This is a genomic window from Marivita sp., from assembly GCF_020055675.1.
Taxonomy (GTDB): domain Bacteria; phylum Pseudomonadota; class Alphaproteobacteria; order Rhodobacterales; family Rhodobacteraceae; genus Marivita.
On sequence record NZ_JAIPUS010000044.1, the window covers coordinates 1 to 14890 of the forward strand.

The 14890-nt window shown below is 62.7% G+C and carries 17 protein-coding genes and 2 pseudogenes; 10 read left to right on the plus strand and 9 right to left on the minus strand.

Going from position 1 to position 14890, the window contains the following annotated elements; genetic code table 11:
• Positions 1–597, plus strand: a pseudogene (locus tag LCF59_RS16545) (hypothetical protein); the annotation flags it as partial.
• A gap of 290 nt (positions 598–887) precedes the next feature.
• Here the strand turns inward: LCF59_RS16545 and LCF59_RS16550 are convergent.
• Entirely contained in the window at positions 888–1673 is a 786-nt protein-coding gene (locus LCF59_RS16550; protein ID WP_292288729.1) for an NAD(P)H-dependent oxidoreductase, read from the minus strand.
• A 90-nt stretch (positions 1674–1763) separates the two neighbouring features.
• Here LCF59_RS16550 and LCF59_RS16555 point away from each other — a divergent pair, with 90 nt between their 5' ends.
• The 4 genes from LCF59_RS16555 to LCF59_RS16570 all read left to right on the plus strand — a co-directional run bounded on the left by LCF59_RS16555 (position 1764) and on the right by LCF59_RS16570 (position 5164).
• Positions 1764–2651, plus strand: coding sequence for a LysR family transcriptional regulator (locus LCF59_RS16555; RefSeq protein ID WP_292288730.1), 888 nt, complete (start codon positions 1764–1766; stop codon positions 2649–2651).
• 57 nt (positions 2652–2708) lie between these two features.
• On the plus strand, positions 2709–3338 hold the full coding sequence (locus LCF59_RS16560; protein WP_292288731.1) for a hypothetical protein: 630 nt from the start codon (positions 2709–2711) through the stop codon (positions 3336–3338).
• Between the two features lie 87 nt (positions 3339–3425).
• On the plus strand, positions 3426–3998 hold the full coding sequence (locus LCF59_RS16565) for a TetR/AcrR family transcriptional regulator (protein WP_292288732.1): 573 nt from the start codon (positions 3426–3428) through the stop codon (positions 3996–3998).
• A complete protein-coding gene (locus tag LCF59_RS16570; protein WP_292288733.1) occupies positions 3995–5164 on the plus strand; it encodes a YbfB/YjiJ family MFS transporter in 1170 nt (389 codons plus the stop codon). Before LCF59_RS16565 ends, LCF59_RS16570 begins: the two co-directional genes overlap by 4 nt.
• Before the next feature lie 77 nt (positions 5165–5241).
• Here the strand turns inward: LCF59_RS16570 and LCF59_RS16575 are convergent, their stop codons facing one another.
• From LCF59_RS16575 to LCF59_RS16590, 4 genes are read right to left on the minus strand one after another with little or no spacing between them, the layout of a single operon-like run.
• The gene (locus LCF59_RS16575; protein WP_292288734.1) at positions 5242–6438 is read right to left on the minus strand and encodes an oxidoreductase; all 1197 of its coding nucleotides are present in this window, start codon (positions 6436–6438) and stop codon (positions 5242–5244) included.
• Positions 6439–6452: 14 nt separating this feature from the next.
• Positions 6453–7274 (minus strand): alpha/beta hydrolase, encoded by an 822-nt coding sequence (locus tag LCF59_RS16580; RefSeq protein WP_292288735.1) that lies wholly within the window; start codon positions 7272–7274, stop codon positions 6453–6455.
• Positions 7275–7277: 3 nt separating this feature from the next.
• Positions 7278–7685 carry a hypothetical protein gene (locus LCF59_RS16585; RefSeq protein ID WP_292288736.1) on the minus strand — a complete coding sequence of 136 codons (408 nt, stop codon included), beginning with the start codon at positions 7683–7685 and terminating at the stop codon, positions 7278–7280.
• Positions 7682–8323, minus strand: a complete 642-nt coding sequence (locus LCF59_RS16590) for a LysE family translocator (RefSeq protein ID WP_292288737.1) — start codon at positions 8321–8323, stop codon at positions 7682–7684. The genes LCF59_RS16585 and LCF59_RS16590 overlap by 4 nt, the downstream gene beginning before the upstream one ends.
• 198 nt (positions 8324–8521) lie before the next feature.
• Between LCF59_RS16590 and LCF59_RS16595 the strand changes: the two genes are divergently transcribed.
• Positions 8522–9523 (plus strand): helix-turn-helix domain-containing protein, encoded by a 1002-nt coding sequence (locus LCF59_RS16595; RefSeq protein ID WP_292288738.1) that lies wholly within the window; start codon positions 8522–8524, stop codon positions 9521–9523.
• 32 nt (positions 9524–9555) lie between these two features.
• Positions 9556–10230 (plus strand): aspartate/glutamate racemase family protein, encoded by a 675-nt coding sequence (locus LCF59_RS16600; RefSeq protein ID WP_292288739.1) that lies wholly within the window; start codon positions 9556–9558, stop codon positions 10228–10230.
• Between the two features lie 466 nt (positions 10231–10696).
• Here the strand turns inward: LCF59_RS16600 and LCF59_RS16610 are convergent, their stop codons facing one another.
• From LCF59_RS16610 to LCF59_RS16620, 3 genes are read right to left on the minus strand one after another with little or no spacing between them, the layout of a single operon-like run.
• Positions 10697–11347 (minus strand): transmembrane anchor protein, encoded by a 651-nt coding sequence (locus tag LCF59_RS16610; RefSeq protein WP_292288740.1) that lies wholly within the window; start codon positions 11345–11347, stop codon positions 10697–10699.
• Between the two features lie 12 nt (positions 11348–11359).
• Positions 11360–12088: a HupE/UreJ family protein gene (locus LCF59_RS16615; RefSeq protein ID WP_292288741.1), complete on the minus strand. Its 729-nt coding sequence runs from the start codon at positions 12086–12088 to the stop codon at positions 11360–11362.
• Between the two features lie 59 nt (positions 12089–12147).
• Positions 12148–12501 carry a hypothetical protein gene (locus LCF59_RS16620; protein WP_292288742.1) on the minus strand — a complete coding sequence of 118 codons (354 nt, stop codon included), beginning with the start codon at positions 12499–12501 and terminating at the stop codon, positions 12148–12150.
• A gap of 85 nt (positions 12502–12586) precedes the next feature.
• On the opposite strand from LCF59_RS16620, the gene LCF59_RS16625 reads away from it, so the two are divergent.
• The 3 genes and pseudogenes from LCF59_RS16625 to LCF59_RS16635 all read left to right on the plus strand — a co-directional run bounded on the left by LCF59_RS16625 (position 12587) and on the right by LCF59_RS16635 (position 14213).
• A complete protein-coding gene (locus tag LCF59_RS16625; RefSeq protein WP_169618299.1) occupies positions 12587–12847 on the plus strand; it encodes a metal-sensing transcriptional repressor in 261 nt (86 codons plus the stop codon).
• Between the two features lie 9 nt (positions 12848–12856).
• Positions 12857–13672: pseudogene (locus LCF59_RS16630) on the plus strand (MFS transporter); the annotation flags it as partial.
• Positions 13656–14213 carry a hypothetical protein gene (locus LCF59_RS16635; protein WP_292288743.1) on the plus strand — a complete coding sequence of 186 codons (558 nt, stop codon included), beginning with the start codon at positions 13656–13658 and terminating at the stop codon, positions 14211–14213. The pseudogene LCF59_RS16630 and the gene LCF59_RS16635, both read left to right, overlap by 17 nt.
• A gap of 299 nt (positions 14214–14512) precedes the next feature.
• Here LCF59_RS16635 and LCF59_RS16640 read toward each other — a convergent pair.
• Positions 14513–14890, minus strand: a 378-nt coding sequence (locus LCF59_RS16640; protein ID WP_292288744.1) for a transposase, incomplete at its 5' end; no start/stop codon positions are given.

A 14890-nucleotide genomic window follows, 5' to 3' on the forward strand; every position in this document is an offset into this window, starting at 1 on the left:
CCTGACCTTCCGATAAAGTTCCACAGTGTAAATCTCCTCGCCCTCCCTGCAGCCGCAAGAAAGGAAAAAGTGGACGACTTTTACGCCGCCCGCACCGCCAATATGACGGCGCTACCGTGGTCTAATTTTGCACCGCCGTTCTCAGTCGACAACGCCACCGGCATCGTCGACCAGCCCCGGCTCCCGCGCTTCAAGGCGTACACGAACTACGACAACTACGTCGGCGTCGGAGCCTGGACGAAGATCGGCCTGAACAACACCGACTATAACGACCAGGGCGCGTTCGACGCCGCGAACAACCACTTCGTGGCGCCCGTGGACGGCACCTACCTCTTCGGCGCGTCGCTGCTCTACAAAGTGGACGCCAGCACGTCGGCGCGGATGAGCGGGCGGCTTGTCCTGAACGGCACGACGGAGATCCGTGGCTCGCGGGGCGAGATCAGCGGCGCGCATGTCTCGGAGGCGACGGCGCTGTGGCTCCAGACGATGGTCCCGCTCACCGCCGGCGACACCGTCGAGCTGCAAGGCAACTTCCGCGCCGCGGACGGCTACTTCGCGGCCGATCGCACATCCTCTTGGGGCTGCAAGATCGGCTGAGCGGCGAAAGGAGAACCCTATGATCCCACCCCGATCCGGCAAAAGCAATCATGCTGCCATTGCCCGCGCTCGCAGCCTTCCCGTCATACGAAGTACACACGTGGAAACGCTGAATCCAGCAGTCGGAAGACGGTCCTCCATCGGGTGTGGCAGGCCGGCGCACACGACCGATCGGGGCAAGGATGGCGTCGTTTAATGCCGCGTCCGGTGCGGTTCGTTACAACACTTTTCGCGTGGCTGAACATGCGTCATTCGTTCCGTTTCGCGGCACCACACTCGTCCGTCCTTCGTCAGGTTTGCGCATCCTGTGCAGTTCGTCCCGCTTGGCCGAACGCTTCTGGCCCCTCTGACCGGCCTTTCGGCTGGCCGACCCCGTCCCAGTCGTTCCAGCCGGGAAAGCTCAGCGCGTCCAGGTCAGTGAGGCGCGACAACCGAGAGCGCCAGTCGGAGACCGTTCGGTCGAGATGTTCCGCCAGGTCGTCGGCATCGCGATACGCGTATCCGTGCCCCTGGATGCCGTACGAGACGAAGGGCGGCAGGACCGAGAACCCGAGATAATGCAGGGAGTAGTGGACCGGCCACAGCATCGTGTCAAAGTCGCCACCGCGGGCTCCGTGGCCGAATGCCTCTTCCGGCGCGCCGGTCGTGACCGAGACCATCGCCCTGCGCCCGCGGAAATAGCCCGTGTCATAGCGCATTGAACTGGTGTAGATGCCACCGCTGACAAAGACCCGGTCGAACCAGCCCTTCAGCATCGCGGGTGGGCCGTGCCACCAGAGCGGAAATTGAAGGATCACCAGATCGGCGCGCTCGAGGTTGCGGAGCTCTTGCCGCACGTCCGCCGGCAGGGTGTCGGTCCGCCAAGCATGACGCTGCTCGGCTAACGGCGCAAACGCTTCAGCATTCGCTTGATGCGCGTAGTGCGTCCCGCATTCGACCGGGTCGAAACCCGAGTCGTAGAGATCACTCACCGTGACGCCGTGTCGGAGGTCGGTGAGCGTCTGCTCCGTGATCCGCGTGAGCGCGCCGTTGAAAGATGTGGGCTCCGGATGTGCATGGACGATGTGGACGTGCATGGCACTGCCTCCTGATCTTGCCATCGACAGGATCATAAGTGTTCAATAGCGACGATGGAATCGAAGTCTCTGCAGGCGGAGCTTTCAATCGTGAACACTTCTCTCTCTTGGGACGACTACCGAGTCGTGCAGGCGATCGCCGAGGCGGGATCGCTTGCCGGTGGTGGTCGGCACGCCGGGGTGAGCCATCCGACGATGCTGCGTCGTCTCAACGCCATCGAGGCGACGCTCGGGGTCCGCGTCTTCGAGCGCTTCCGCACCGGGTACGTTCCGACCCCGGCAGGCGAGGAGTTGCTGGCTGCGGCGCGGGCGATGTCGGAACTGACCGAAGAGACCGAGCGCAAGCTCGTCGGTCAGGACCTGAGGCCCGCGGGCCTCGTGCGCCTTACTACAACGGACACCCTGCTGGTCGGGTTGCTAGCGCGTCCGATCGCACGTTTCCGAAAGGAGCATCCCGAGATCACGCTTCACGTTTCAGTTTCGAACAACGTCTTTGACCTGTCACGCCGGGAGGCCGACATCGCGATCCGCCCGGCCGCGTCGCCGGAGCCGCACCTCGTCGGTCGCAGGCTGGGCGTCATCCGGCTGGCGGCCTACCTGCGTAGGTCGCGGGGCGGCAGCGATCCCGAGCCTCGTGCCGCCGACGCGCTCGCATGGATCGGCCCCGCACCGGCGATGCGGTACGAGGAGCTTCATGCCTGGATGAGCAGAAACGTTCCCGAAGCGGCCTGCGGCCTGCGGCTCGATACCCTTCTCGGCATCTATGCTGCCGCGCGCGCCGGCACCGGCGCCGCGGTTCTGCCGGCCTACCTGGCCGGAACGGACGGCGACCTCCACCGCGCGGGCGAGTATATTGATGATCTTGATGTGGATCTCTGGCTGCTCGTACATCCAGACCTCCGCAGAACCGCTCGAATTATGGCGACGCTGGACTTCTTTGCGCACTCCGAAGAGATCCGGCAGGCTCTCTCGAGTTGAGGCGCTGGCCCTATAGCCTGCGGGAACCATGACACCAACATGGGCTTGAGAACCTGCATGAAGATCAGGCTCAACGATACCTTCTGCAATGATCGTAGCGCCTTCGACGCCGCGGATGACCGGGTCGTCGTGCCTGCGGACGGCACCTACCTTTTGGGCGCGACGTTTCTCTACAAGGTTGACGCCAGCACATCGGCCCGGATGAGTGGGCGGATTGTGCTAAACGGCACGACCGAAATCCGTGGCTCGCGGGGCGAGATCAGCGGTGCGCCTGGTTCCCAGGCGGCAGCGCTCTGGTTGCAGACGATGATCGCGCTCACCGCCGGTGACATGGTCAAGCTGCGGGCAACTTCCGCGCCGCGGATGGCTACTTCGGACCCGACCACACCTCCTTCTCGGGCGCAAAGATCGGCTGAGGGAGGCACATCATGTCCCCACGGCGCCCAGAGGACGAGTTCGTCCGAATACCGGAGCACGAGTTCCAGGCGATCTTGGCGCGCGCTGCCGAGGAAGGTGCGAAGCGCGCGTTCTCCGATGTCGAACCTGTGCCTGCCGGTCGTCGAGCACAGCCGCGAGTTCCAGTCACGAGCTGCTGGAGAACTGGTCCTGCTGCCGGAGGGATCGGCGATCGTGGAGATGTCGACCGACCGTAACGTGATGCGGGAGCAGAGGAGGGTTTGCGGGTAGTTAGCTCCCGCAGCCGAGAGCCAGGCATTTCCGGATTCTCGAGCGTAGCCATAGACAAGACCATGGGAGAATGATAGGTAGACCGGTATGTCTACTCTTACGTCAAAGCCGACCAAAGATCGCCTCATTGAAACCGCAAGAGAGCTGTTTCTCAGGGAGGGGGTCCCGCAAACCGGGATCAACAAGGTCATCGCAAAAGCCGATGTGGCGCGCATGACGCTCTATAACAACTTCGCGTCCAAGGCTGATCTTGTCCTTGCGGTCTTTGAAAGAGAGGCGGCACTCCGGCGGGTCGCCATTCAGGCGACGCAGGAAGATCTTGATGGACCATTCGAGCGTGTCCTGGCGCTGTTCGTTGTCGCGGAGGATGTCGCCTCGCAAAAGGGCTTCCGGGGGTGCGCCTTCATCAATCTTGCGATCGAGGCCGCTGCGCCTGACAGCGCGCTGCACGCATTAGCACAGCAGCACAAGGCTTGGATCACAGCCAATATCCGGGTTCAGCTGGGTGACGGTGTCTTCTCAGATACTGATGTCCTTGCGGACCAGATCGCCGTACTTTGGGACGGTGGAATCGTCGGCGCCTACGTCCATCAATCCGACAGGCCACTTCGCTCGGCACGGGAGGCCGCCCAGACCTTGATGCGCGCGGCGGCGCAATGACGGTTGGCCGCGACTGGTGGATCGTGATCGGTCTGGCGCTTGGGGTCACGATCAGCAACGCGTTCGCGCGCTTTGCATATGGTCTGATCCTTCCGGCCATGCAAAGCGATCTGAGCTGGAGCTATACACAGTCCGGTTGGATCAATACGGCCAACGCCCTTGGATACATTGGCGGGGCAGTCCTGACATTCGCCGTTATCGGGCGCATGCCTGCGAAGTGGCTTTTCAGCGTCGGCCTCGTCGTCACGGCCCTCAGCCTGCTGATGTGCGGATTTGGCGATGGTTTCTGGTATCTGACGTTCTGGCGCATCCTAGCGGGCGTGGCGGGCGCGCCCGTCTTCATCGCCGGCGGCACCATGGCGGCTTCCCTGTTTCCTGACGATTCAAGACGAAACGCACTGGCCATCGCGGGGTATTTCGGAGGTGCAGGACTGGGCATGATCATGAGCGGCGCCGTGCTGCCCGGACTGTTCGCCCGGCATGGTTCGCTGTTCTGGCCCGAGGCATGGATCGGGCTTGGCGCGGCCAGTCTGGTTCTGGCTCCGCTTTCGATTTGGGCAGCCGGTCAGACAGAGGTTTCTCGAAAGACCGGCAAAGAGGACGCGGCCCTGCCGGTTGCGAAAATGGGCTTTGCGCTGCTGGGCTACGGATTCTTCGCGATGGGGTATATCATCTATCTGACCTTCATCGTCGCCTCGGTACGGGCGGCCGGAATGAGCGCCGCCGCGATCTCCGCGGGATGGGTGATCATCGGAATTGGCATCATTGTGTCGCCGTTCCTGTGGCGTCCGGCTCTGGCGCGATGGGCCTCGGGCGTTCCGCTCGCGCTGGCCTGCGCTGTCACGGGAGTGGCCACGCTGCTGCCATGGGTCGTGCCCGGTGTTGCGGGCTTCGCTCTGTCGGCTCTGCTGTTCGGATTGGCGGTCTTCATAGGTCCGGGCGCCGTCACGAGTTTCGGGCGAAAGAACTTGCCACAGGTCTTGTGGGGAAAATCCGTCAGCTTGTTCACACTCATATTTGCCATTGGGCAGACGGTCGGGCCCGTGGCAGCAGGCGCGATCGCGGATGTGACCGGCACGGTCGATACGGGTGTTATCGTCGCCGGGGCCATTCTGTTGTGCGCCGCAGCGCTTGCCGGCCTTCAACGACCGCTTGCGCAGTCCTAGCGAAACGGACGGAGGGGAAGGCTGCAAGGTTTGGGATGCCTGCAAAGCGCGGGCGAGAAGGTCTCGTCCGCGGGCTCTCAGGGGAAGGCAGCCTGTTGGACGAGGCGCTTGAAATAACGCTGTTTCTGGCCTTCGCTACGGTCCGCGAGCGCGCTGATGGCGTCGGCGAGCGAAGCGCCGGTAATGGTCTCGGCACCCAGTGCGATCGCCTCCAGTCTTTGTGTGTACCGAGCGGTGACTCCGCCGGGAAACGCCTCCTCGAACCGAGGGAAAAGAGGATCGTGGCCCTCGGTCCTCCATGTTGTCGGCAAGGCCGGGTCCAGCACGAGCGCCCGTGCGAGCCCGATCAGGTCTGCCGCTCCCGATCGGATGGCGGCGTCGGCCTGCCTGCGTGACTTGAAGCCGCCCGTTGCCATGAGTGGCACTGTGGTCATTTGCCGGGCCATTTTTGCGAAGTCGATGAAGTAGGGCCCGCGAGATACTGCATCCGACGATGCCGGGGCGCCGGGAAAATAGGTGCCGCCGCTGAATTCCATCAGGTCCAGACCGCGTCCATCGAGCGCCGCGACCACCTCGAGCGCGCCGTCCTGCGTCAGGCCACCGGTGATCTGGTCCGTTGCATTGAGCTTGATCGCAACAGGGAAACCCTCTGGCACCCCGGCGCGCACGGCCTCGACAGTCTCGATGACAAGGCGCATCTGGTTCTTCGCGCTGCCGCCATAGCCGTCTTGCCGACGATTGAATAGCGGAGACAGGAACTGGCTCAACAGGAAACCGTGCGCGGCGTGGATCTGGACGCCGCCAAACCCGCAGTCGTAAGCGAGGCGAGCGGTTCGAGCGAAACGGTCCGGCAGGGCAGAAATCTCGGATAGCGAAAGGGCATCGCATCTCAGGCCATCGAGGTCCAAGGCGCTTGGCCCTTTCGGCATGCCGACCCAACCAGGCGTCAACGCGCCGGCGTGCCCAAGCTGGAGCCAAAGGGCTGCGCAGTTTGCCTGGCCTCGTTGAGCGAGCGCGCGAAAGGCTCCGAAGTCTGCCTGAGGATTGAGAACCAGGTTTCCAGGATGTTCGATCGTGCGTGGATCCCCCTGCACCTCACCGATCACGGAAACCGCGACGCCGCCGCGGTCCCAGGTCTCGTAGAGCCGCCCTTGCTCTGGCGTCGGGTTGCCATAGCCATCGCCCAAGGTGTCGGACATCGCGGACTTGACCAGTCGGTTCCTTAGGATGGTGCCGTTCGGAAGCGTTATCGGGTCAAACAGGCTGGGTTCCATATTCGGCTGCATTCCTATCGTGTGTCTTTCAAGTGGTCGATCAGCGCGCCAACAACCGCCTCCGGGCGATCTTCTTGAACGAGATGGCCGGCCTTCGCGATCTCGACCGTGCCCATTTCAGAAATGCGCTCGGCGAGCTGGCGCCCCTTCATGGGCGGTATCGAGGTATCTTCTTGCCCCCAAAGCACTGTCACCGGAAACGGCATCGGCCCGTAGAGCGGTTCGATTTCATCCGTATAGGCCTGATCCATCTGTGCGATCTGGCGATAGAACGCCGGCTGACCCTGCTTGGTCGCCAATGGTGCCCTATAAAGCGCCAACACGTCAGGATGAAGTGGCGCGTGTACCGCCGTATGAAGGTAGGCGTCGAGGACCGCACGATGCATGTAACCCGGCATGCCTGTGAACGCATCTTCGTGTTGGCGCACATGCTGCACAAGTGGTGAGCCCCAAGGCGCCATGGTGACCGCGTCGAAGATCAGCAGGGAGGCGTAGACGATGCTGTTGAGATAATGGGCGCGCAACGCCGTTGCGCCTCCGAAATCATGGGTTAGGACATCTGGCTTCTCGACGCCCCAGAGTTGCAGCCACCCCGCAAGAACGCTGTTCTGCATCCCAAGCGAAACGTCCTGATCGTCCCGCATCTCCGATTGCCCATACCCGGGCATATCGTAGAAATAGACCTGCCGCGGGTCCGCGACGTGGGGGATGATCCCTCTCCAGACCTGCGACGAAAACGGCGTGCCGTGAAGCGCGATCAGCGGCGGCCCGGTCCCGATGGAGCCCCAACGGATTTCATGGCCTTCAACATGGGCGGTATGGGGAAGATCGAGCATGGTCTAGCGGTCCTGTGGTGCACCATATGTGTTGGGGCGAAACCAAATCATCGACCCCGCCAGAACCAGGTCCAGCGACAGGCAATAGAGCCCCCACCAATCCGGAGAGGGATCGTCGGGCCGGTAGTGGACTAGAAGATCGACCCCGGCGTGCAGGACTAGGCCGAGACATGTTATCCAATACCAGATCCGGTAGCCTGCCGTTGCCAAAGCAATGAAGCCTAGAAAAAGGCCGATGTGCAGAGCCAGGACAGCACCTGACGCGCCTGCCTCGATCGCGAATACGATGTAGAAGCTTGCAATGGCCCCGAGGATCGTCGGGAAGAAACCAGCCTCCCTGGTCAGGCCGATCGCGCGGGCGTAGACGACCAGGACGATCCCGGAAAGCAATCCGATAGAGAGCGGGGTCACGACCACCGTCCATCCAGAGCGATGAGCAGGGCGCTGATCACGATCAGGGCCGACATGATGAGAAGTGCAATGCGCCCCCAGACATCGTTGGCCAGAAGCGTTCTCAGTGCCCGTCCCGCCACGAGCCAGGTTCCGTTGCACAAGGGTGCGATCGCCGCGAAGACAAGCGACATGACAAGGGCGCGTTGCCATGCCATCGCCGCGATGTCGGAATAGGCAAGGGTTACGGCCAGGGCCATGGCCCAGGCTTTCGGGTTCACCCATTGGAACAATGCCGCCTCGATCAATGTCATGGGCCGCGCTTTCTGGGCCTCGGAAGCGGCGGTGCCCGTCGAAGGCGTCCAGAACAAAGCGGGTCGGGCCAGCTGCCATGCGAGGTAGCAAAGCCAGATGACACCGCCCCATTTCAACACGGACCAAATCATCGGATACTGATCGAGCACCGCTCCGAGACCTAAGACGACTGCCGACAACATGACTGCGAAGCCGAGCGCGATGCCCGCGATGTGGGGCAAGGTCGCGCGCATGCCGAAGGCCGCTCCCGACGCCAGCACCATCAGGTTGTTCGGACCGGGCGTGATCGATGCGACGAATGCGAAATTCGCGAAGGCGATGAGGACGGCAAGATCGAGAGACATGTGACACTCCTGGACAGGCTGGATTGTTGATCCGTTCTTGCCCAGTCGCGGCGAGGGGCGTGACTGGCGGACATGCCAAAGATCGATGGAAAACCGCCAAACGATAGCTTTGTAGCCTCGACGATGGCAAGATGGCGAAAAATCACCGAACCTTGGCGAATGCGCCACTGGTGGGCGTCCCATTTCCGGATCATACTCATGCCCATGAACGCGGAACCGCAAATTGACGCTCACGCCAACGCCGGAACGTTTCCCGGCCGCGTCGCCGTGATCATCTACGACCAGATTGGCGCGTTCACTCTGGGCGTGGCGCTGGAAGTGTTCGGGCGCGCGTTGCCCGACGAGGGGTATCCGGGTTACGATGTATCGATAGTGTCCGCCGAAGGTCGGAGTGTCACCGCCTTCGGAGGCATGCGCATTTCGGCGACTGCGGGGATGGCCGAACTGCGGCAAGCCCGGCTCATCCTTATCCCCGCCTGGCGGTCCAACCACGAACGCCCGCCAGAGAAGCTCTTGTCCGAACTGCGCCGCGCCGCTGCGCGTGGCGCCATCCTAGTGTCGATCTGCGATGGTGCGTTCGTCCTCGCCCATGCTGGTCTGCTGGACGGGCGGCGCGCAACCACCCACTGGGCCGACCTCGCCGATCTGAAGTCGCACTTTCCTGATATTCGCGCGGAAGACGATGTCCTGTATGTCGACGAGGGCAACATCATCACGTCTGCGGGTGGTGCGTCGGGGATCGACGCCTGTCTTCATCTTGTGCGACGGGATTTCGGGACGCGGGTCGCCAACGCCGTCGCCCGTCGCATGGTCATTCCGCCGCATCGGGACGGCGGGCAACGCCAATATGTGGCGAACCCGCTTCCGGTCCACGCAGGCCGGACACTCTCAGCATCAATGGACTGGGCGCGGAGCCAACTGCACAAGCCTATCTCAGTGGCGGAATTTGCGCGCGAGGCGGCAATGAGCGAACGGACCTTCATGCGCAGGTTCCAGGAAGAGGTCGGGGCGTCCCCCAAATCATGGATCGCGTCAGAGCGCATGCGATTGGCTCAGGAAATCCTGGAAAGTACGGAAACGCCGCTGGCAGAAGTCGGTCTCGCCGTGGGCTACACGTCGCCGGAAACCTTTCGCAGCGCATTCCGCCGCATCGTGGGCTTGCCACCGTCGACCTACCGCAGCCGGTTTCGGCAGCTTTGATCGGTTGCTTACGTGATTAGACGGGTCTTCGCATGCATGTTGGACTGATCGGCGGGATCGGCCCCGCAGCTACAGTGGCCTATTATTATAGTTTGGTGGACGTCTTCGGGCAAGCCGATGTGCCGTTGCAGTTGACGATCCAGCATGCCGATATGAAGACGCTGAGCAAAAATGCCGGGCTTATGGACATCGATTCGCAGACCGAGGTCTTCGCGGCGCATATCAAGTCCTTGAAGGGTGCCGGCTGCGACATCGTCGGGATCACGGCTCTGACTGGGCATTTCTGTTTGCCCCGACTTCAGAGCGTGTCGCAATTGCCGATCTTGAGCGCCACGACCGCGATCGATGCCTATTGCGCCGGGCATGGCATCGGCCGCCTCGGCCTTCTGGGCAGCCCTTCGGTTCTGAAGTCCGGTCTGTTTGGGCTACTGCAAGAGGTAGACACCGTCGCACCGGGCGAAGACCCGGAGAGCGTCGGCCAGACCTATTTGGAGATCGCAAGCCAAGGCGCCTGCACAACCGATCAGGCCGACCTTTTGGTCTCAGTGGGGGCCGAGATGATGCGCGCTCAGAAAGCCGATGCGATCTTGCTGGCCGGTACGGATTTGAGGCTGGTCTTCAACGACACCGATATTTCCTATCCCGTCATCGATGCGCTGGCTCTTCATGTCGACGCGTTTTTGGAGATTGCGCGGCGGAGGCGGTGACTGGACACCTAGCTTAAGTCCCGTAGGCTAATCCCGATCAACTGCAAAACATCAAATCTGAGGCGCTCGGCGAGCCGTCCGCTCCGGCGAGCGCACAGGGTGTCTGGCCGAGCAGCTCGAGACCACGGAGAGAAGCCATGATGCACGGCGACGGATGCTCGAGGCTGCGGCGCGTCGCCCTCCTACTCGCAACGATCTGGCTGAGCGCCTGCGCGACGGGCGCTTCTAACGTCGGAAGCCTCGGGGCCTGTCCGCCTGTCGTCGCATACAGCAGGGAGTTCCAGGCGCGAGCGGCAGAGGAGACGGGCCTGATGCCTGCAGGCTCGGCGATTATTGAAATGCTGAGCGACTACGCTGTGATGCGGGAGCAGGCGAGATCGTGCGCTATACCGCGGTGATGAGGCGTTCTCGCCTGCCATTGGCGGTTGTGAGGAGGCGCCTGCAGTTTCCCGCAGGCGCCATCGGCTCATTCGCTGCGAACGACCTCGCTGTAGGCGCCGCGCAGCTGCAGCGTGACGGTCACGTCCGAGTCGTCGCGGTTGCGCCAGAACCAGCCATGTTCGCCGGGGAACGGCGCCTCGATGCTTCCCGCGCCGTCGGTCGCGCCGCGGCCCCGGTCGTAGTCGACCGACTGACCGTCGCCATGGGCGTGCAGGTCGAAGTTGATCCGCCCGCCTTCGGCGACCCACGCGTATTCGGCGACGTCCCCTTCCGCCATGACGAGCTTGACCTCGGTCGCGGCATCCGGCGCCAGAGTGAAGGTGACCGTGTCGGTCCAGACTTCCTGCGCATGGGCCGCGCCGACGAAGAGGCCGAAGATGTCGTCGACAAGGCTCGAGGACTGGTCGCCGCCGCCGTGGAGCAGTTCGTCCTCGGCGGCCTCGCGGGCGAGTTGCTGCTTGATCTCGCCCATTTCGGTGAGGCCGAGTACATTGCCCACCCCGGTCGGGTCGATCCCGTATTCCGCCGGCAGATAGACGCCGACCCCGATGAAAGCCGCGCCGATGACGGCGGCGATAGTCGATCGCCGCAACTGCCGGGGCGTCGGCAGGAGGGCCGGATCGGGTTTGTCCGCGTTCAATTGCGCGGCTTCGCGCATTTTCTCGAAAATAGTCATGTCCGGGTCTCCTTATGCGGCTGCAAGATAGCCGTTGATTTGAATGACGGTAAGCCAGAGGCCGAGGCCCACCATGATGACGTTCGCGACGACGGCCTGGCTCATAAACGCGGACGATCTGCGCCAGTATCCCATGACGATCAGGATCACGAAGAGGGCCAGGATCTGCCCGACCTCGACGCCGACGTTGAAGGCGAGAAGGTTCCACAGAAGGCCCTCGTCGGAGATGTCGTATTCGATGATCTTCGAGGCGAGGCCGGTGCCGTGGAACAGCCCGAAGATCAGGGTGGCCGCCTTGGTGTTCGGCTGGACCCCGAACCACTTCTGGTAGGCGCCGAGGTTGTCGAGCGCCTTGTAGACGACCGACAGGCCGATGATCGCGTCGATGATGTAGGCGTTGATGCCCCATCCCCACCAGACGCCGGCCAGCATCGTCACGGAGTGGCCGATGGCAAAGATGCTGACATAGATGGCCACGTCCTTCATCCGGTAGAGGAAGAAGACGACGCCCAGAAGGAAGAGGATGTGGTCGTATCCCGTCACCATGTGCTTGGCGCCGAGATAGATGAAGGAGATGACATGCACCCCCCAGATTTCCTGGATGTAGCCTGCGTCACCGGGGGTGACGTCATGGGCCAGCGCCTGCGCCACGCTGGATGCGTAGACAGTCAGGATTGTAAGGATCAGAGCTGTTGCGCGTCGCGACGCGAGCGCGCGCAAGCCCGTCGAGATAGAACTCATGGATAGGTCTCCGTTCGTGCGATGGAATGATCGGTGAAGCCGCATTGGCGCGGCGCCGGTCAGGCACGCGGAGGTCGTTCGATCCTGATCGTATGGTGGCCGCCACCGGGCGAGGCCCTCAGCCGCCATGAATCCTTGTATGCGGATGTGGGATGGCTTCGGTCGCCGAAGGCGAGATACGCCTGGTTGTGATCATGGTCGGCCGCATCGTGGCTGTGGCCGTGCATCGCCCAGTAGAGGTCTTCTTCGAGCCCGTGCGAATGCCCGTGATCGGCGATCATCTCCAGGTGGTCCTGGATCGTCTCGAACACGGCCGGCGCATGGGTCGCGGCGGGCATGACGGACCAGAGCACCAAGGACAGGCAGAGAAGCGCCGCAAACGCGTGTCTTCCATATGTCGCCAGTGGTTTCATCGATCTTGCCTGTCTGCCTGTTCGTATCCGCAGCCCATTGCCGGGCCATCTTGTTCTATCCCCCCGGGGAGGATAGCGTCTGTCTATGACAAAGCCCCACATCCACGCAACCCATCCCGCCCTGATCGCCCGGCTGAAACGCGCCGACGGCCATCTGCGGGCCGTGATCGGCATGATCGAGGCGGGCAAACCCTGCCTTGAGATCGCCCAACAGCTTCACGCCGTCGAAAAAGCGGTGGTGAATGCCAAGCGCGCACTGATTCACGATCACATGGATCATTGCCTGGACACTGACCATTCGCCCGAGGACCGGGCGGAACTCAAGACCATAACCCGATATCTGTAAGGCACACCGATGCTGGAGATCCTGTCCGACCGCACCTACCGCCACCTCTTCCTCGCACAGGTCGTGGCGCTGCTTGGGACCGGGCTGGCGACCGTGGCGCTGGGACTTCTGGCCTACGATCTGGCAGGCGACGGTGCGGCCATGGTGCTGGGCACGGTCTTCACCATCAAGATGGTGGCCTATGTCGGCATCGCCCCCATCGCGGGGGCCTTTGCAGACCGGGCACCGCGCCGGGCGCTTCTGGTGACGCTGGATCTGGTGCGGGCGGGCGCGGCGCTCTGCCTGCCGTTCGTGACCGAGGTCTGGCAGGTCTATGTGCTGATCTTCCTGCTGCAATCGGCCTCGGCCGCCTTCACGCCGACCTTCCAGGCGACGATCCCGGACGTGTTGCCGGAGGAAGCGCGTTACACCCGCGCGCTGTCGCTGTCGCGGCTGGCTTATGACTTGGAAAACATCGTCAGCCCCACGCTCGCCGCGCTGCTGCTGGCGGTGATGAGCTACAATTCGCTCTTCCTCGGCACCGTCATGGGCTTCGCCGCCTCGGCGGTCCTCGTCGTCTCGGTCTTGCTGCCCAGCCCAAAAGCGTCCGAGCCGCGCGGCGTCTACGACCGCACCACGCGCGGCATGCGCATCTACCTAGCCACGCCGCGCCTGCGCGGGTTGTTGGCGCTGAACCTCGCGGCGGCGGCGGCGGGCGCGATGGTGCTGGTCAACTCGGTGGTGCTGGTGCGCGGCACGCTGGGCCTCGACGAAAGCGCGCTAGCGTGGACAATGTTCGCCTTCGGTGCAGGCTCGATGCTGGGGGCATTTGCACTGCCCCGCCTGCGGGCATAGCGCTGCCGAGCAGGTCTTCGAGCAGACCATTGCAGGGATCAAGGCAACCCTCCGTGCGCTCGACCAGGTGCGCGCCGCGATGCCGGATCGCGACACCGCCGAAACTACCGTGCGCGTCGTGATCGAGAACGGCTTGCAGAACGCTGTCACCGCCTTTCAGCGTGTGGTCGAAGCTCTGTTTGTGGAGCTTCCCGCGCCGCCGAAGGCAAGGCGGAACGCATTCCAGAACCTTGCAGAGGGCAGTACCCTTTGGCAGCAGGCGACGGGGCAGGGCTATGGCGCCCATCTCGACTCCCCTTCCCTCGACCAACTCGCGCGGGCGTTCCAGCAACGCCATCTGCTTGCCCACCGGCAGGGGCTTGTCGATGAGGAGTATATTGCCAAGAGCGGTGACACCCGCTATCGGCCCGGCCAGCGGCTTGTACTTCGCGCCGAACGCGTCACCGAGGCCGTCGAGCTTGTCGAGAGGCTCGTTGCGGGGCTTCGGGATGATGCAAGCAGTGCCCGTTCAGGGCAGAGGTCTTCACCATAAATGCTGGCAGGGGCGCGGCGCCACAATATGTGAAGGCTACCGGCTTCCAGTCTGCCCTTGCCGCTCCGAGAACCGTGCGCGTGCGTTCACGGATGATCAATCCGTTGCCTCTGTGATCCCTTTCCGCAAAAGCCAGGCCTTCAAAGGAGCCGCAGTACTGTGGCTCCGTGGGTTGGACGGAGGGCTCAAAGAAAAGAAATTGGGCCGGTCGGATTGGGTCCGGTTCCAACGCATGAGTTATAGAATTTCATTCTATAACTCATGATACGCAGTATCCGTCCGGTCTGACTGGCGTTGACTTATTCAGCGATCCAGTTCCAGGGCATCAGTTTATCGATGTGGGGCATTTTGTGATCTGCGACACGCGCCAGAACCCAACGCAGCCACGCCTCGGGATCGACACTGTTCATGCGGCAGGTCTCAATGAGGGTATAGGTAATGGCAGCAGCGTCACCGCCGCCCTTTGATCCCATGAACAGGTAATTTTTGCGTCCCAGAGTTACCGGTCTGATTGAGCGCTCGCAGATATTGTTATCCAGCTCCAGCCTGCCATCTTCGAGATATGCCCGCGCCTTTGGCATGCGGCCGAGCGCATAGCGGATGGCTGCTGCCAAGTTCGACTTGCCGGATATTTTTGGCAATTGCAGTGAGAGCCATGCTTCCAGATCGTCAAAGAC